The organism is Nocardia sp. NPDC051463 (genome assembly GCF_040681975.1).
In the GTDB taxonomy this organism is placed as follows: Bacteria; Actinomycetota; Actinomycetes; order Mycobacteriales; family Mycobacteriaceae; genus Nocardia.
This window is the reverse complement of the sequence record NZ_JBFBAB010000033.1, coordinates 1-17,474: the sequence shown is the minus strand read 5'-3', so window position 1 is coordinate 17,474 and position 17,474 is coordinate 1. Positions and strand designations below refer to the sequence as shown.

At 66.5% G+C, this 17,474-nt stretch carries 16 protein-coding genes; 8 read left to right on the top strand and 8 right to left on the bottom strand.

Features of this window, described 5'->3' with window-relative positions; all coding sequences use genetic code 11:
- Positions 1-55: 55 nt before the first annotated feature.
- Both AB0M74_RS30350 and AB0M74_RS30345 read left to right on the top strand, forming a co-directional pair.
- Positions 56-724: an ABC transporter permease gene (locus AB0M74_RS30350; protein WP_366529726.1), complete on the top strand. Its 669-nt coding sequence runs from the start codon at positions 56-58 to the stop codon at positions 722-724.
- On the top strand, positions 721-1,461 hold the full coding sequence (locus AB0M74_RS30345) for an ABC transporter permease (protein WP_366529725.1): 741 nt from the start codon (positions 721-723) through the stop codon (positions 1,459-1,461). Before AB0M74_RS30350 ends, AB0M74_RS30345 begins: the two co-directional genes overlap by 4 nt.
- Positions 1,462-1,644: 183 nt before the next feature.
- On the opposite strand, the gene AB0M74_RS30340 is transcribed toward AB0M74_RS30345, so the two are convergent.
- From AB0M74_RS30340 to AB0M74_RS30320, 5 genes are all read right to left on the bottom strand, one after another.
- Positions 1,645-3,027, bottom strand: a complete 1,383-nt coding sequence (locus tag AB0M74_RS30340) for a hypothetical protein (RefSeq protein WP_366529724.1) — start codon at positions 3,025-3,027, stop codon at positions 1,645-1,647.
- 30 nt (positions 3,028-3,057) lie between these two features.
- Positions 3,058-3,381, bottom strand: coding sequence for a Tn3 family transposase (locus tag AB0M74_RS30335; RefSeq protein WP_366529723.1), 324 nt, complete (start codon positions 3,379-3,381; stop codon positions 3,058-3,060).
- Positions 3,382-3,645: 264 nt separating this feature from the next.
- Positions 3,646-4,833, bottom strand: a complete 1,188-nt coding sequence (locus tag AB0M74_RS30330; RefSeq protein WP_366529778.1) for an NADP-dependent malic enzyme — start codon at positions 4,831-4,833, stop codon at positions 3,646-3,648.
- 447 nt (positions 4,834-5,280) lie between these two features.
- A complete protein-coding gene (locus AB0M74_RS30325) occupies positions 5,281-7,041 on the bottom strand; it encodes an FAD-binding protein (protein WP_366529722.1) in 1,761 nt (586 codons plus the stop codon).
- A 314-nt stretch (positions 7,042-7,355) separates the two neighbouring features.
- Positions 7,356-8,210, bottom strand: a complete 855-nt coding sequence (locus tag AB0M74_RS30320) for a PHP domain-containing protein (protein ID WP_366529777.1) — start codon at positions 8,208-8,210, stop codon at positions 7,356-7,358.
- Positions 8,211-8,267: 57 nt separating this feature from the next.
- Between AB0M74_RS30320 and AB0M74_RS30315 the strand changes: the two genes are divergently transcribed.
- Complete coding sequence (locus AB0M74_RS30315; RefSeq protein WP_366529721.1) at positions 8,268-9,344, top strand: magnesium and cobalt transport protein CorA; 1,077 nt, start codon at positions 8,268-8,270, stop codon at positions 9,342-9,344.
- Positions 9,345-9,350: 6 nt separating this feature from the next.
- Here the strand turns inward: AB0M74_RS30315 and AB0M74_RS30310 are convergent, their stop codons facing one another.
- Genes AB0M74_RS30310 through AB0M74_RS30300 form a run of 3 tightly spaced genes read right to left on the bottom strand, consistent with a single transcriptional unit; the run spans position 9,351 to position 11,416 of the window.
- Positions 9,351-9,932: a suppressor of fused domain protein gene (locus AB0M74_RS30310; RefSeq protein WP_366529720.1), complete on the bottom strand. Its 582-nt coding sequence runs from the start codon at positions 9,930-9,932 to the stop codon at positions 9,351-9,353.
- A 4-nt stretch (positions 9,933-9,936) separates the two neighbouring features.
- Complete coding sequence (locus tag AB0M74_RS30305; protein ID WP_328405643.1) at positions 9,937-10,428, bottom strand: general stress protein; 492 nt, start codon at positions 10,426-10,428, stop codon at positions 9,937-9,939.
- Between the two features lie 58 nt (positions 10,429-10,486).
- On the bottom strand, positions 10,487-11,416 hold the full coding sequence (locus AB0M74_RS30300) for a CoA ester lyase (protein ID WP_366529719.1): 930 nt from the start codon (positions 11,414-11,416) through the stop codon (positions 10,487-10,489).
- A gap of 63 nt (positions 11,417-11,479) precedes the next feature.
- Between AB0M74_RS30300 and AB0M74_RS30295 the strand changes: the two genes are divergently transcribed.
- From AB0M74_RS30295 to AB0M74_RS30275, 5 genes are all read left to right on the top strand, one after another.
- Positions 11,480-12,766 (top strand): CBS domain-containing protein, encoded by a 1,287-nt coding sequence (locus AB0M74_RS30295; protein ID WP_366529718.1) that lies wholly within the window; start codon positions 11,480-11,482, stop codon positions 12,764-12,766.
- Positions 12,759-13,376 carry a DUF1003 domain-containing protein gene (locus AB0M74_RS30290; protein ID WP_366529717.1) on the top strand — a complete coding sequence of 206 codons (618 nt, stop codon included), beginning with the start codon at positions 12,759-12,761 and terminating at the stop codon, positions 13,374-13,376. Before AB0M74_RS30295 ends, AB0M74_RS30290 begins: the two co-directional genes overlap by 8 nt.
- Positions 13,377-13,527: 151 nt before the next feature.
- Entirely contained in the window at positions 13,528-14,979 is a 1,452-nt protein-coding gene (locus AB0M74_RS30285; RefSeq protein WP_366529716.1) for a lytic murein transglycosylase, read from the top strand.
- Positions 14,980-15,093: 114 nt separating this feature from the next.
- Positions 15,094-15,966, top strand: a complete 873-nt coding sequence (locus tag AB0M74_RS30280) for a lytic murein transglycosylase (RefSeq protein WP_366529715.1) — start codon at positions 15,094-15,096, stop codon at positions 15,964-15,966.
- 20 nt (positions 15,967-15,986) lie between these two features.
- The gene (locus AB0M74_RS30275; RefSeq protein WP_366529714.1) at positions 15,987-17,123 is read left to right on the top strand and encodes an Mrp/NBP35 family ATP-binding protein; all 1,137 of its coding nucleotides are present in this window, start codon (positions 15,987-15,989) and stop codon (positions 17,121-17,123) included.
- Positions 17,124-17,474: the final 351 nt, after the last annotated feature.

Below are 17,474 nucleotides of genomic sequence, written 5' to 3'. Positions count from 1 at the left end.
GTGCCGCACCGAATGTCGCGTCGGTCGCGACCCGCTTACGGCGGGAGGCAGTCTCGTGCAGTATTTGATCGACAACTTCTCGGAGATCATGGGGTTCACCAAGACTCACCTGTACTTGGCACTGGTACCGCTGGCGCTGGGTTTGGTGATCGCGATTCCGGTGGGGGCGCTGGTTCGTCGGGTGTCCTGGCTGCGGCGTGTCACAGTGACGGTGTCGAGCCTGGCCTACACGGTGCCGTCGCTGGCGTTGTTCGTGATCATTCCGCCGCTGGCCGGGATCTCCACCATCGACCCGATGAATGTGATCATCGCACTCACCCTGTATTCGACTGCGCTGCTGGTGATCGCGGTGCCGACAGCGCTGGATTCGGTGCCCGCCAACGTGATCGATGCCGCGGATGCCGTCGGATTCGGCCCGTTGCGACGGACCTTGACCGTCGATATGCCGCTTGCCGTACCGGTTTTCATATCCAGCCTCCGGGTGGTGGTGGTCTCCAATATCGCCATGGTTTCGGTCGGCGCCCTCATCGGTGTCGGCGGCCTCGGCAAGCTGTTCACCCAGGGCTACCAGCGTGACTATCCGGACGAGATCATCGCGGGCGTCATCGTGACCCTCGCGCTGGCCTTGATCTTCGACCGGCTGGTGTACGCGCTGGGCCGCTGGTCGACGCCATGGGCGCGCGCCGACGCCAGGGCTTCGAAAGCGAAAGGCACTGCCGCATGAACCTTTTCCTCGACGCCTGGCACTACCTCACCGACGGCGCGAACTGGAGCGGGCCGACCGGCATCCAACACCGCATCGCCGAACACCTCTGGTACAGCTTCCTCGCGGTCGCCGCGTCCGCCGTCGTCGCCGTGCCACTCGGTTTGATCATCGGCCACACCAAGCGCGGTGCGGCCGTGCTCGTCGGCTTCGCCAACGCCATGCGAGCCCTGCCGACGCTCGGCCTGCTCACCTTTCTGGTGCTGCTGATGGGCCTCGGCCTTGTCCCGCCGCTGCTGGCCCTCGTCACCGTCGGCATCCCGCCGCTGCTGGCAGGCGCGTACGCCGGAATCGCCAATGTGCCCGCGGATGTCGTCGACGCGTCCCGCGCTATGGGTATGACCGAAACCCAGATCCTGTTCCGGGTCGAAGTCCCCAACGCACTGCCGATCCTGCTCACCGGTCTGCGCGGCGCGACCCTCCAGGTGGTCGCCACCGCGACCATCGCCGCCTACGTCAACCTCGGCGGTCTCGGTCGCTACATCTTCGACGGCATCGGCCTCTACCGCTACGATCGCGTCCTGGTCGGCGCCCTGCTGGTGGCCGTGCTCGCGATGTTCCTCGACGGCCTGCTCGCCTTCACGGTTTGGGCGAGCGCACCGGGAACCGGCCGTCTGCGCCGCTCGAATCACCTTCCGGTCACCCCGGCCGGCATCCTGCAACCTGCTGGTCAGCCCCTGGGCGTCGATAATCTGTAGGGACAGCCATGCCCGCCACCTATATGCTGATCCGCTGCATCGTCGGTCTCAGATCGAACAAGTCCACCGGAGCGATATCTCTGCCCGACTGTTCGAGCTTTTTCCGCCACTGTTCGTCGCGATCGCTTCGATCCCTGACCTCCTCGGCCCCCTGCATGGAGGCAGACGAAAATACACCGATGTCTACTCCTCGGACGCGAGGCGCAGTTGCCTGTGCAGCTCGCCGTATTTAGCGACGTCGTGTTTCTCTCCCGATGCGAATGGGGAAGGCTCGCCCCCCATTTGTGGATATAGCTGCTGCATCGGTCCCAGATCGAACAGGTCCACTGGTTCGATGTCCCCGCCCGATCGTTCGATTTTGTCCTGCCAATGCCCATAGCGGTTGCTTCCGGCCTCGACCGCGTCCGCCCACTGTGATGGAGAAGTGAGCATATCGTTGTCGAACTCGGCGACTGCGGCAGGTGGCTTGCCCGCCCGCTCCAATAAATGATTCATCAGGATCCGCGAATGCCTGCCGTGGTAATCGCCGATCCATGCGTGCGCAGAAATGAATTGCCTCTGAAACTCCGCCGCAGACTGATACGGGCTGAACCCGGGTCGTCCCGTCGCATCGTTGTACCGGCCGCACAGCGACCCATGAAATGCATTCGCATTATCTACGCTGCCGAAGTTCGGGTACAGGATAATGCCTTGATTATTCGAACGGATCCAACCCGGCCGCACGTAAGACAGCAACGGGTCGTCTCTGATCGCAGCCAGTTCCACGTCGCTGGGCGGTTCGGTCAGCCAACGAGCCGCACGCCCGGGCTGACCCTCGACCTTGGGATACAGCACGACGCCATAGGGTTCGCTACGGAAGGGACCTGGAACATGGGTGAGCAGCGGGTTTTCCTCGATGGCAGCCCGCTCGCTCCGGGATAACGGCTGACTTAATACAGCCATTCCTTTTCCGCCGGGCCCGAGTTCCCCTGCCCTCGCCGCATTTTTTCGGATTATCAGTCTGTAGTGTATTTCCTGTATGAGGTCCACCGATATCTCGCGATCGAGGTTCCGGCGCGCGAACAGTCGGGCATCGAGCCAGCTCGCCCACCCCTCGGGCCCATCGAACACCGTTTCTGGTCGCGCCTGACCGGAAATGTAGGCGATGTCGCGGAACTTGTCCTCCATGAACAGGCTGATTTCGAGTGCCCGCTCAGCGTCGGTGCGGATGCCGTGCGCCTCCTCGAGTCGGCGTATCTGATCCTCGATGGGCAAGTCCAGAAACCCGTCCTCAGCGGTCGGGTCCGGCCCGCGAACCGGTCCCCGCGTATTTGCGCCCGATTCTGGATGTTCGGTGACGGTATCGCGGTCCGTGCGTGCGGCCGGGCCGTTCCTGATCCTGTCGATCTCGCGTGCGAGGTGCTCGTCTTTGTGCTGGAACCGTTCGAGGCTGTTTGGTATCTCGTGCGAGAATTCGCGGTGCACTTTGCTGATCTGCAGGGCCGCTTTGTAAACAAGCGCCTCAGCGACGCGATTGGCTGCCTGTACCATTTCCGCGGTGATTGCACCGTGGCCCGACCCGCCCATCGAGGGTTTTCTGTCGCCGTGACCGGGCGCTCAGACAGCGAGGCCGAGACTGGTGAAGTCGACCTCGGTGAGCGTCGGGTCGAACGGGTCGGGTTGGTGGGTGGGTTCGTCGGTGGTGTAGGCGCCCAAGCGCTTCACGCAGTTGGCGAGCAGGGTGTTGAACTTGATGAGCTTCTCCTGCTCTTCGGGGTCGTTGTCGGCCAATACGCCGTTGTTGTCGAAGGACAACCATTCGGCGAGGCCGTGGCAGGACTCGACCTTGTTGGTGGCGGCGGTGACGCGGGAGCGTAGAGCTGGGTCGGCTGGGTACCGCAACAGGGCGACGGTGACGCTGCGGCCGACCTCGCGTAACACCCGAATCCTCCCACCACACCGAGCCAACAGCACGGATCCACGCGCCCACGCACTTTCACGACAGGCGATAGGCCCACACCCCGGCAGCCCACCGAACCGCAACCGAATCAACGCCAACGGACCGTTGCCCCTTTCCTGCCTGTATCTCGGCGGCCCCCGTAGTGCCTCAACGGGTTCGGACACCGCGCTGAGTCGACCATCCACGAAGATGGCGCCCCGCTCGAAGAGCGGGGCGCCATCGCGTGCACTGCTGCTACACCTGAATCAGGCGACACCCTCAGCGCGCGCGGCGGCGGCGACGGCCTCGGCCACTGCCGGTGCGACACGCGGGTCGAGCGGGCTCGGGACGATCTTCTCCGGGCCGAGTTCGTCGGCGACGACGCTGAGGATGGCGTCCGCGGCGGCAATCTTCATGCCCTCGGTGATGCGGCGCGCACCCGCGTCCAGAGCGCCCTTGAAGACACCGGGGAAAGCGAGCACGTTATTGATCTGGTTCGGGAAATCGCTGCGGCCGGTGGCCACGATCGAGGCGTACTTGCGAGCCACCTCGGGGTGGATCTCCGGGTCCGGGTTGGACATGGCGAACACGATCGACTCCGGCGCCATCGAGGCGATGAGCTCCTCGGCGATCAGCCCGGCCGACAGGCCGAGGAACACGTCGGCGCCTGCCAGCGCCTCAGCGGCGCCACCGGTCAGCCCGCGCGGGTTGGTGCGCTGGGCCAGTTCGGACTTCACCTCGTTGAGGTCGCCGCGGTCCCGGCTCACGATGCCCTTGGAGTCGAGCACAGTCACGTCCTGCACACCCGCGGCGAGCAGGATGTTCGTGCACGCGACACCCGCGGCGCCCGCGCCCGACACCACGACCTTGAGGCCCTCGATGCCGCGACCCTGCACCCTGGCAGCGCCGTTGAGGGCAGCGAGCACCACGATGGCCGTGCCGTGCTGGTCGTCGTGCATAACCGGGCAGTCGAGCGCCTCGATGAGCCGCTTCTCGATCTCGAAGCAGCGCGGGGCGGAGATATCCTCCAGGTTCACCGCACCGAAGCTCGGGCGCAGGCGGATGATCGTCTCGACGATCTCGTCGGAATCCTTGGTGTCCAGCACGATCGGGATCGAGTCGAGCCCGGCGAACTTCTTGAACAGCGCCGCCTTGCCCTCCATCACCGGCAGCGAGGCACGCGGACCGATGTCACCGAGACCGAGCACCGCGGTGCCGTCGCTGACCACGACCACTAGCCGGTCGGTCCAGGTGTAGCGCTTGGCCAGCGCCTCGTCGTTTGCGATGGCGCGGCTGACCTGAGCCACGCCGGGGGTGTAGGCGATCGAAAGGTCGCGCTGAGTCTCCAGCGGCGCGGCGAGTTCGACCGAGAGCTTACCGCCGAGGTGACCCGCGAAGATCTCTTCGTGAGTGATCTCAGAAAGGCTGGCAGTGGCATTCGGTGCGTCAGTCACAGGTGACACGATTTCACTCCTGCTCGGGTCGGGCACAACCGGGAAACGGTTACCGCCGGGTATTTAGGTAATAGGTGACTCATACCGCTCATCGAGTGCGCTGACCGGTCCGTATCGCGGTGACTTGCACGCGTGCAAGGGATGCCGATATCTCGATCACGTGGCGCGGCACTGATCCGCAGAGCGGGAGCCGGACGGGTAGGTCCGGACGGAACATGCGGAGAGATCTTCGGGTCGCGACGGTGCGTTGCGAGGCGGAGATCCCCATTATTCCCGAACCCGGCGGTGGCATAGGCGGGGAATCCGACACATTCTGCCAGCCGGGTCGACGACTTGCCAAACCGGTGTGTCGGAATCCGGTCGAGCGCCATATAGCCAGGATAGGTCCGCGGAATTACCCCGACGTAAGGGGAAACTCGCACGTCCCCGCGTCGCGGCGGTGAGCTGTCACAAGGGCAGTGGGTCGCCTGCGGTGAGGGTGGGGTCGGCGGCCGGGGCGGGCCGTACGACGGGGGGCGACTCCCGCGTGGCAGGTGCGGCCGCGCGCATCTCCGCCGTCACCTCATCGACTATCAGTGCTTCGTCCAGTGTGCTGGCCAGCTCCCGCCGTGCCGGTGCCGCCGACACGATCGGCGCCGATTCGTCGGCCGATGATCGACGGGCGTCCGCGCGCACCCACACCGTGTCGAAGCCGCCTGACGAGAGCCGCACACGCCAATCGGCGGCGGCGTCGGGATGGTCGGTGCGCCGATGCATGCCCCGGCTCTCGGTGCGCGCCAGCGCGCTGTATTTGGTCCAGCGCGCCACCGCCAGCAGTGCGGCCGCCTGTCTGGCCCGCAGTCGATCCACACCGGCGCCGCCGAGGCCGAATTCCGCGCCGGGCCACATGCCGTCGAGTTCGCCGATGCTGTCGCGCAGGCTGCCCGCGCTGCGCCAGTAGCTGCGTCGCAGCGGCAGCGTGTGCTCCTGCACCAGTCCGACGACCGCGCGCGGGTCGATCCGCGCCTCCGGGTTGAGCCCGGCCCCCGGTACCGCGCGTGCCTGACCAACTCTGCCTCTGGCGCGGGCGAAGCCGGCCGCGCCCCTGCCCGCCCATACACCCGAGGCGATGGCCCATGCGCCGCCCTGCCCGCCGAATCCGCTCACCGCTCCGGTGATCGGCTCCCGCGTTGTCACGTCACCCGCGCCGTACAGTCCGGCCACCGTGGTCGCGCAGTCGGCGGCGATGCGGAGCCCGCCAGTCCCCCGCACGGTGCCCTCGAGCACCGCGCGCAACGGGACCCGTTCGGTGTTGTCCACCACGCCTTGCTGCGACAGCCTGCGCCGCGCGGCGTAGGGCACGTCGTCGAGTGCGGCGTACACGCGGTGGCCGTCGGCGATCGCCATGAAGGCCGCGGCGCGCTGACCGGTGATGGCCGCGCCGGATTCGTCGTAGAGCGTCGCGAAGTGCAGCACGAAGCCGGAGGGGAACGCCGAGTTCAGCACTGGCTCCAGCCCGTAGGCGCTGGAGAACTCCATACCGGACAGGTGCGCGCCCACCTCGGCGGCCAACAGCAGTCCGTCGCCGGTGTCGACATCGGTGCCCGCGCCGCCGGACAGGAAGGCGCAGCCGCCGGTGGCCACCACCACCGCGCCTGCGCGGACCGTCCAACTGCGAAACCTATTGTGTAATTGGACGCCGGTGGCTCCGGACACCACTCCGTCCCGATCGACGAGCAGTTGCAGCGCGGGATGGTGATCGAGAATGCGGACCCCGGCGTCGAGCACGCTGCGGCGCATTCGGCGCAGGTAGCTCGCGCCATCCAGGCACACCCGCAGTGAGGTTCGCCTTTCCGCCGGCGCGTTTCCGCGCGGCTCGCCGAGCGTCGGTCCATGCTCACCGACATGGCGTCCTTCGCCGGGAAACCTATACCCCCAGCGCACCAGCTGCTCGACGCGCAGATGGGTCTCTTCGAGCACCCGATGCATCCAGTCCGGGTCGCTGAGGCAACCACCATGCGCGTAGGCGTGCCGCACCGCTTCCTCCCGGGCCGGTCCCGGCGGGATATTCCACAGCGAGGTGGTCCCGAAGGCGGTGGGCCCGCTGGTGCCGCAGCGTCCCTTGTCGACGAGCACGACCCGGGCTCCCGCTGCGGCGGCCGAGACGGCGGCCCAGGCACCGGCGGGGCCGCCGCCCAGAACCAGTACCTCCGTCTCGATTTCACTCACAAAGAGAAATGTTCGACCACAATTCACCCGGCCGCAACCATTCCCGGATATTCAGCTCCACCACTGTGTCCACAGCAATATTCCGGCAGCCAGAAAAACAACCATCGATCCGGAAAAAGCGGCGAAACCCCGATGTCTATCCGAAAAAATCTGTGCCGCAACGGCAGTCACGGACGCGGCCAGATGACAGGTCACCGATACACCACCCGGACCGGGAAACTCCCGCCTGGCAGCAATGATCGCAGTGCCGACAACAACGAGCGTGAGTACAAACGTCCCGGCGGCCACCACACCGCTCAGCCCGCGCACCGGTCTCACGAGGCGATCACCGGCACCCCCGTGGCTTTGCCCGCAAGTTCCTCGAATTGGGCTGGGTCGGTGGTGAATTCACCGAGCCGAATAGTTTTGTTCGCGCCGTGGTAATCCGACGAGCCGGTGGTGAGCAGACCTAGTTCGTCGGCAAGCTCACCGAGCAGCGCGCGGTCGGCCGCGGAATGGTCGGGATGGCCGATTTCCAGCCCACCGAGACCGAGTGTGGCGAGTTCTCGAATATCGTCCAGCGCCAATAACCGTCCGCGCTTGCGCGCCCTGGTATGCGCGAGCACGCTCACGCCACCGGCGGTGGCGATCATTTCGACTGCGCGACGCAATGGCGTGTCTGCCTTTTCCGCGTAATACGGCCCATGTGGCGCCAGCAATTCGGTGAAGGCCGCGTCGACGCTCGGCACCACACCCGCCTCTACCAATGCCCGTGCCAGATGCGGCCGTCCGGCCGACGTTCCGGCCGAGGCCAGCACCGCGTCGGGATCAATGGGGAGGCCGTCGGCCCGCATGCGCTCGGCCATCATGCGCAGCCGATCGACGCGTTCGGCACGCAACCGCTCCCGCTCGTCGGCGAAGCACCGATCGGTCGGGTCGAAGAGGTACGCGAGCAGATGCACAGGAACGGGCCAGCCGTCCTCGCCCAGACCGATGCACGACATCTCCATGCCACGCACCAGCGTCATACCCGTCGGTAGCGCGTCCACCGCTTCGGACCAACCCGCCGTGGTGTCGTGGTCGGTGATCGCGACGACATCCAGGCCTGCGGCAGCGGCGTTGCGAACAAGTTCGGCAGGGCTGTCGGTGCCGTCGGACACGGTCGAGTGGGTATGCAGGTCGATGCGCACGCCCTCCAGTCTTACAGTGCGCTCGTCGCGGCCCCACACGCGACGTAGCATCGACCGGTGCCATCCATTCCGCCGCTGCCGTCCTTCCGCGGCCAGGGTCGTGCGCAGACACCACTGCCCCGTATTCCCGTTCCCACCGCACGTGCGGTGGTCGACTGCGCGATCTACCTCGACGGCAGGCGGCTGCCCGGCCGGTTCAGCCATACCGATGCGATGGCCGAGGTCCGTAATCGCGGCAACGGGTTCGTGTGGGTGGGGCTGCACGAGCCCGACGAGCACCAGATGGCGGATATCGCCGCCACCTTCGACCTGCACGCCCTCGCGGTCGAGGACGCGGTCAAAGCGCATCAACGACCGAAATTGGAACGCTACGACGACACTCTCTTCTTGGTGCTGCGCACTGTCAGCTACGTCGACCACGAAATGCACAGCGTTAGTGAGATCGTCGAAACCGGCGACATCATGGTCTTCACCGGACCCAATTTCGCGGTGACCGTACGGCACGGCGAGCACACCGGACTCGCCGGCGTCCGGAAGGAACTGGAGAACCACCCCGAGCAGCTCATGTTCGGTCCGAGTTCGGTGCTGCACGCGGTCGCCGACCATGTGGTGGATTCCTACATCGAGGTGGCCCTTTTGGTCGAGAACGATATCGAGGAGATGGAGGAGGCGGTCTTCACTCCGCGCAATGCCATCACCATCGAATCGATCTACCAGCTCAAACGCGAGGTCGTCGAACTGCGGCGCGCGGTCAATCCGTTGCAGATCCCGCTCCAGTTACTCGGCCACAAGCCGGATCTGCCGCTGCCCAAGGAGATTCGGCGTTATCTGCGCGATGTGGCCGACCACCACACCACCGTCTCCGAACGTATCACCGACTTCGACGAGTCCCTGAGCGAACTGGTCAGCGCCGCCCTCGCCAAGATCGGTGTGCAACAGAACACCGATATGCGCAAGATTTCGGCCTGGGTCGCCATCGCGGCGGTGCCGACGATGGTCGCGGGCATCTATGGCATGAACTTCACCCATATGCCCGCGCTGGAAGCGATCTGGGGCTTCTGGGTGGTGCTGCTGGTCACCCTCGGCATCTGCGCCGGTCTGTACGTCACCTTTCACCGCAACAACTGGCTGTGACCAGAGCTACAGCGAGGCAGCGCCTCGCGCGGGATCGTGCACATCGATTCCGGCCTCGGCCCACGCGTCGCGCAACGCCTGCGCACCACGTACCCGCACCCACGCCGCCTCGGTCGCGGTCACCGGCACGACCGTCAGATACCTGACCGGCTCGGCGGGCTCGGGCAATACCACCGCGGGAATGTCGCTCTCGCCCAACAGCACCGCGGTGAACGGCGCATCCCGCCACATCGGCTCACCCAGGTCGAGCAGCGCATCTGCCTGCAGCACAACACCTTCCACGACAGGGGTCGCGGCGAGCACGCCGAGTGTCCTGGCCAGGCCCGCGCTCGTCCCCGACCCGGCCCGCAAGGCGAGCACCAGCTCGACCCGTGGCCCACGCACCGGATCCGCGTGCAGGTCGGTCGGATCACCCATCGGATGGCGCGATCCGCCCAACGTCACGTAATGCACCAGATCTTCGCCGGGAATCCGCAGTATTTCGATGGGCTCCAAGCCGAGGAACGTCACCGACGCCGAATCCACACCCGCGGTGTCCACACCGAAATGGTCCAGCACCTCGGTGCGGACCTTATCGACTACCTCCATGCGATCAGATCGCCAGCCGCGCCAGCATGTCGCGCGCCTGCTCGGCCGATTTGGGGTCGCACAGCACGTCGTAGCGACCGGCCACCAGCTGCATGGTGGAGGCGAAATCGCGCTGGCCCCTGGTCGCCGCATACGGGATCGAGGTCGAGATGACACCGAAGATGATGCCACCGACCAGACCGACGATCAGCGGGCCGAGCGCGCCGCTGGTGGTGAACAGGCTCAGCAGCAAACCCAGGAACAGGCCGAGCCACGCGCCGGACACGACGCCGCCACCGATGACCTTGCCCCAGGTCAGTCGGTATAGGACCCGCTCGACCTGCATGAGGTCGACGCCGACGATGGTCACGTCCTGTACCGGGAACTGCCCGTCGGCCAGAAAATCGACCGCCTTCTGCGCCTCGGCATAGGTCGGGTACGAGCCCACCGGCCAGCCGGTCGGCGGCGTCGGCAGACCCTGCCGGGCGCGATTCGCGTTCCCCATGGGATTCGTCATACCTCCTATTGTGCTATTCCGACTGATCGTTCGGTGGTGTGAAACGCCCCGCTGCCGGTCATTGAGACGAGCGCTGCATTCCCGCGGCCCGGCCCTTGTCGGCGATCACCTGCGCCATTTTCGCGCTCGCTTCATCGATCATCTCGTCACCGAGCATGACCGCCCCGCGCGCTCCACCTGCCGAGGAGGTGTGGAAGGCGTAGGCATCCAAAATCTGCTCGGCGCGGTCGTAATCGGTCTGACGCGGACTGAAAATCTCGTTGGCGGCATCGATTTGGCCGGGATGCAGCACCCACTTGCCGTCGAAGCCGAGCGCCGCGGTGCGTGCCGCCGCCCTGCGGAAGCCATCGACGTCGCGGATCTGGAGGTACGGGCCATCGATGGCCTGCAGGCCGTGCGCACGGGCCGCGAGCAGGATGGTCATCAGGATGTGGTGGTAGGCGTCACCGGTGTCGTAGCCCTCCGGCTGTTCGCCGACCACGAGGGTGCGCATGTTGATGCTCGCCATGAAATCGGCGGGGCCGAAGACCAACGTCTGTACCCGCGGGCTCGCGGTCGCGATCTCGTCGATATTGCGCAGCCCCAGCGCGTTTTCGATCTGCGGTTCGATGCCGATGCGACCGACCTCGAGTCCGCAGGCCTTTTCCAGTTGGGTGAGCAGCAGATCGAGGGCCCTGACCTGACCGGCGTCGGTGACCTTCGGCAGCAGAATCGCATCCAGCGCTGCGCCCGCTCCCTCGACGACGGTGATGACGTCAGCGTAGGTCCATTCGGTGGTCCAGTCATTGACCCGCACCACCCGCAGCTGCGTGCCCCAGCCCGGTTCGTTCAGCGCCGCCACGATATTCGCGCGGGCGGCGGCCTTGGCCACCGGCGCGACCGCATCCTCGAGATCGAGAAACACTTCGTCTACGGGCAAGCCCTTGGCCTTCTCGATCATTTTCGGGTTGCTGCCCGGACAGGCGAGCACCGAACGGCGCGGCTTCATGATCACTCCCGTCGATCGTGGCGTGGCGGGTGCACCCGCTCGCGAACATCTAGCCTGGCAGCCATGGCAGCAACCAGGGTGTACGTCGCCAGGCTGGCCGGCCTCGTGGTGCTCGGCCCGGACGGCGAGTCTATCGGCCGCATCCGCGACGTCGTCGTGGCCATCCGCTACGACGGCCAACAGCCGCGTATCCATGGCCTGGTCGTCGAATTGCCGACCCGAAGGCGGATCTTCGTACCGATGCTGCGGGTCACCGCGATCGAGCCGGGTGTGGTGACGCTCAATACCGGCACGGTCAGCCTGCGCCGATTCGCGCAGCGGCCCGGCGAACTGCTCGCGATCGCCCAGATCGTGGATTCCACGGTGCGCGTGCACGATCCGGGTCTGCCCGACCTCGCCGAGGTCGATGTCTTTGTCGCCGATCTCGGGATCGAGCAGACCAGGACACGGGACTGGGTGGTGACCAGGGTCGCGGTGCGCGGGCACCGGCGCATCGGCCGCCGCCGCACCGTGCACGTGGTGGATTGGACGCGGGTCAGCGGCCTGACCCCGTACGAGGTCGGCAGGCCGGGCCAGGATGTCACCCAACTACTCTCCCAGTTCGAGGGCATGCGAGCCGCCGACGTCGCGCACCTGCTTCGGGAGCTTCCGGAGAAGCGGCGTATCGAGGTCGCCGAGGCGCTCGACGACGAACGGCTCGCCGATGTCGTGCAGGAAATGCCCGACGACGACCAGGTCGAACTGCTCGGACACCTGGAGGTGCGCAGGGCCGCCGACGTGCTGGAGGCCATGGATCCCGACGACGCCGCCGACCTGCTCGGCGAGCTGTCCACCGGGGAGCGCGAATCGCTGCTCGCGCTGATGGACCCGGAGGAGTCCGAGCCGGTGCGCAGGTTGCTGGAGCATTCCCCCGACACCGCGGGCGGTCTGATGACTCCGAAGCCGATCATCTTGACCCCGGCGACCACGGTCGCCGAAGCGCTTGCCCGGGTCCGCAATCCGGACCTGACGCCCGCACTCGCCTCGATGGTGTTCGTGGTCCGACCACCGACGGCCACCCCGACCGGCCGTTACCTGGGTTGCGTGCACATCCAGCAAATGCTGCGCGAACCGCCCGCGCATCTGATCGGCGGCATTCTGGACACCGACCTCGCCCCACTGCGGCCCGATGTCCCACTCGGCGCAGTGACCCGCTACTTCGCCACCTACAACCTGGTCTGCGGGCCGGTGGTGGACGCGCAGAATCACCTGCTCGGCGCGGTGAGTGTCGACGATGTCCTCGACCACCTCCTGCCGGAAGATTGGCGCGACCAAGAAGAATCGCACATGGGAGTACCCGGGCATGAGTGACAAATCCACGAGCGGCCGGGCCGGGCCGAGCTCGGCGCGCCAACGCCTGGAAACGCCGGTCGAATCCCGGTTCCGTATCGATTGGGACGCGGAGGCACTGGCGCGCAGCAGCGAGCGGGTCGCCCGATTCCTCGGCACCGGACGCTACCTGGCGATGCAGACCATCGTCGTGATTTTCTGGATTGCGTTGAACGTGTTCGTGATCGCGCTGCGCTGGGATCCGTATCCGTTCATCCTGCTCAATTTGGCATTCTCCACTCAGGCCGCCTACGCGGCGCCGCTGATCCTGCTTGCACAGAACCGGCAGGACAACCGCGACCGAGTGTCGTTGGAGGAGGACAGAACTCGCGCCGCACAGACCAAAGCGGACACCGAATTCCTCGCCCGCGAACTCGCGGCATTGCGCATCGCGGTCGGCGAAGTGGCCACCCGCGATTATCTACGTCGGGAGTTGGATGAAATGCGGGAAGTGCTCGATCGCATCGAAGCCGCTGCGGGGTCTTCGGATCGAGTCACGCAGACCGAAAAACCCGCCAAGGCGAATCGTAAGAAAAGCTCCGGCCGAAAGCCGTCGCAAGGCCCGGAATGGCCGCCACTAGCTCATGATTGACCGGAAATGCTCAACAACTCACCTGACTGGTGGGTAACCTGGAGCACGTTGTCCCGAGCGGACGGGCAGGGGATGCGCGAGTTGGGCTTTCGCCCAGCCACGCCCCACCGGACCAGCATGCTCTCACGACGTAGAGGATTGGTGTGGCCGAATGCGAATATCTGCTCCGATAACCGTGTCGGCCCTCGTCGTAGTCGGGCTTGTCTCCGCCGGATCGGCGACACACACCACCCAATCGACCACGCCACCCAACGCGCCGGAGGCGTTGCTCGCGGCGTCCGGCGGTCCGGGGGCGGGCAGTGATGCAGCGAGCCGAACCGCGGACGCACCGTTGTCCCGGACCGTCGGTCTTCTTCCGGTCACGCCGGACGCGCCCCGCAAACTTCGGGCAATGACTCCGTCCGCCGACGGGCTACCCATGTTCGCGGGCTCGGTGCCATTGCACGACGTCGTGCTGCCCAGGACCGGTGGCGCACTCGGAATTCCGGAGGTGGTGCTGGCCGCCTATCGCAATGCCGAGCTGGCGCTGGAATCCTCGATGCCGGGCTGTGGAGTGTCCTGGAGTCTGCTCGCAGGCATCGGGCGGATCGAATCCGCGCATGCGGGCAGTGGGCGCACCGATGCCGCGGGTACCACCATCACCCCTATCTTCGGGCCTGCCCTCGACGGCACGCTGCCCGGCAACGAGGTGATCAAGGCCCCCGACGGCAGTGCGGTGCGCGCCATCGGGCCGATGCAATTCCTGCCGGGCACCTGGAGGTTGTACGCCGCCGACGGTAACGGTGACGGCGTCGCCGACCCGCACAACGTTTTCGACGCCTCGCTCGCCGCGGGCAAGTATCTCTGCTCCGGCGGCTTGAACCTGCGCGACCCGGCCCAGGAACTTCGCTCGGTGCTGCGCTACAACAACTCGATGGCCTACGCGGCCAATGTGCTGAGCTGGTCGGCGGCCTACCGCACCGGCGGCACACCGAGTCAGGTGAGCATCCCCCCGGGTCTGATACCGCCGGGTACCGCACCGACCCAGCCTGCCCCGGACATGCTTGCCGCCAACTCTGTCGCGCCGAGCACGCCCGCCGCGCCGCCGCCGACCCCGAGGACTGTCTACCCAGCGGTACCGCCGCAGGTGATGATCAATATCCCCGGCCTGCCACCGATCCCGTGCGGCATCTTCTGCCCAGCACCGCCCATGCCGGTGAATCCGTGTGAGCCGCCGGTGGTCGCGGCGCCGATGGTGCTGATCCCCGGCCTACCCAGGCCCGCGCCGGCCGGTCCGAGGCAGACCTACGGCACAGCGGGCGAACCGAACACCACAGGCGAACCGAACACCGCGAGCGAACCGAACACCGGGAGCGAACCGGTCGTCCCCGAGCCCCCGCGGCAGCCGCAGCTGCCCGCCGCGTGCATCACTCCGGACGAGCCGGTGACCGTGCAAACGCCTGGCGCAGCACCATCGACCCGGCCGACCGAGCAGCCGGAGGTCGCCGAGACACCGGAGCCGAGCCCTGCCGAACCCGACCGGGCCGCCGCGCCTACGCCGACTCAGCAGCCCGGCATCACCTTGCCGTTCGGCATCGTGATTCCGCTGCCGCCACAGCGCTGAGCCAAACATCAAAGCAGGTCACGAAGTAGTAACAAAAAGATCTCGAATGCGGTACCCTCGACTTCGTCCATCACGAAGGGCTCGTCATCGAGTCAATGGGAGGGTCACCGCACAGTGGGGCGTCACCGAAAACCACCGACTGCCAACGTAAGACGCAGATCCGTTATCGCATTGACCGGATTGGTTCCCGCTGGGCTCGCGGCAGTGACTGCCGCGCCCGATGCGGGCACCGCCGAGCAGACCGCAGCATCGCTCCTGCAGCACCTGTCGGGGGGCGAACAAGATGACCACGTTCCCATACCCGCGGCCGTCGCCGAACCGCCAGCGACGGCCGAACTCGTCGCTCACGCCATGGCCAGGCAGGCGCACGCCACGCCTCCCATCGTGAAAACCGTTGCGCTGCCGGAGGGTAGACAACCCGCCGCGATGCCACCCGGTCCGCTGGGTGTCCCTGGCATCGCGATCGCCGCATATCAATCCGCCGAACGCACCCTCGCCGCCGAGAACCCCGTCTGCGGGATGCCCTGGGATCTGCTCGCCGGAATCGGCCGCGTCGAATCCACCCACGCCTTCGGCGGCAAGGCCGATGCGGAGGGCAATCCGCTGACACCCGTCTACGGACCGGTGCTCGACGGCAGCCTGTCGGGCAACAACGTGATTCACGATTCCGACAGCGGCGCCCTGGACGGTCTGGCCGGTTACGACCGCGCCATCGGGCCCATGCAATTTCTGCCGGAAACATGGAAGCACTACGGCGCCGACGGCAATGGTGACGGCATCGCCGACCCACAGAACCTCTTCGATGCGGCACTGACCACCGGCAAGTACCTCTGCGACGGCGGATTGGACATGCACGATCTGGCTCAGCAGTCCCGGGCAATCCTGCGCTACAACAACTCGATGGCCTACGTCGCCAACGTCATGGCCTGGGCGACTTCCTACCGCAACGGTGTCGCACCACAGCCCGGACAGCTGCCGCGGATCTGACGCAACGTAAAATTACTGCCATGTCAGTGGTAACGGAAGCGGATGTGCGGGGAGCCCTCGCAAAGGTCGACGACCCGGAGATCCGCAAACCGATCACCGAACTCGGCATGGTGAAGAGCATTGCGATCGGCGCGGACAGCACTGTCCACATCGAGATCTTCTTGACGACCGCGGGTTGCCCGCTGCGCACCGAGATCACGCAACGGGTCACCAAGGCGGTGGCCGACGTCGCCGGCGTCGGCGCCATCACGGTCGAGCTCGATGTGATGAACGACGAGCAGCGCACCAACCTGCGCAAGCAGCTGCGTGGCGACTCGGCAGATCCGGTGATCCCGTTCGCCCAGCCCGGCTCGCTCACCCGCGTCTACGCGGTCGCCTCCGGTAAGGGCGGCGTCGGAAAGTCCAGTGTCACGGTCAATCTCGCGGCCGCCCTGGCCGCGCGCGGCCTCTCGGTCGGCGTGCTGGATGCGGACATCTACGGCCACTCCATACCGCGCATGCTGGGCACCGACGCCCGCCCGACCCAGGTCGAGCGAATGATCATGCCGCCGCAGGCGCACGGCGTGAAGATGATCTCGATCGCCCAATTCACCCAGGGCAACACGCCTGTGGTGTGGCGCGGCCCGATGCTGCACCGCGCGCTGCAACAGTTCCTCGCCGATGTGTTCTGGGGTGACCTGGACGTGCTGCTGCTCGACCTGCCGCCCGGCACCGGCGATATCGCCATCTCCATCGCCCAGCTCATTCCCGGCGCCGAGATCTTGGTCGTCACCACCCCGCAGATCGCCGCCGCGGAGGTCGCCGAGCGCGCGGGTGCCATCGCACTGCAGACTCGGCAGCGCATCGCGGGCGTCATCGAGAACATGTCCTGGCTCGACCTGCCCGACGGCAGCCGGATGGAGCTCTACGGCTCCGGCGGCGGCCAAGTCGTCTCCGAACGCCTCACCCGCGCTGTCGGCGCCGAGGTGCCACTCCTCGGTCAGATCCCGATCGAACAGGCGGTGCGCGAGGCGGGCGACGAAGGTGTCCCCATCGTGCTCAGCGCCCCGGACAGCGCGGCAGGCAAAGCACTCCTCGACGTCGCCGACAAGCTCGCCGTCCGCCGCCGCGGCCTTGCGGGCATGTCCCTCGGCATCGACACCACCCGGCGCCTGTAGGCGACGATCGGCGCGGGCCAACGCTCCGAGCACCGCACGACCCGCGGCGCTCAGTTGTACCCACCACCCCCGACCACGCACACACAGTCACTCCAATTGGCGCAGCCCGGCACCGGCCGTAGTCGAATGGTGGTTCGTACCCCCAGGTCCAACCACCATCTGACTACGCTCGCTCGAGTAAAAGGTTCTCGAGAACGGCACCACAGCCAGATGACCACGCCGGAACTCGACACCACGCACCTCGCTGCGGGAGGTAAGTCGGGGACGGCACCCGACGCGCCCAGCACTGCCCGGTAGTTCACTGGTGAGCGAACCGTTGTGGGCGGGATCGTGGTGGGTTGTTCCTGGAAC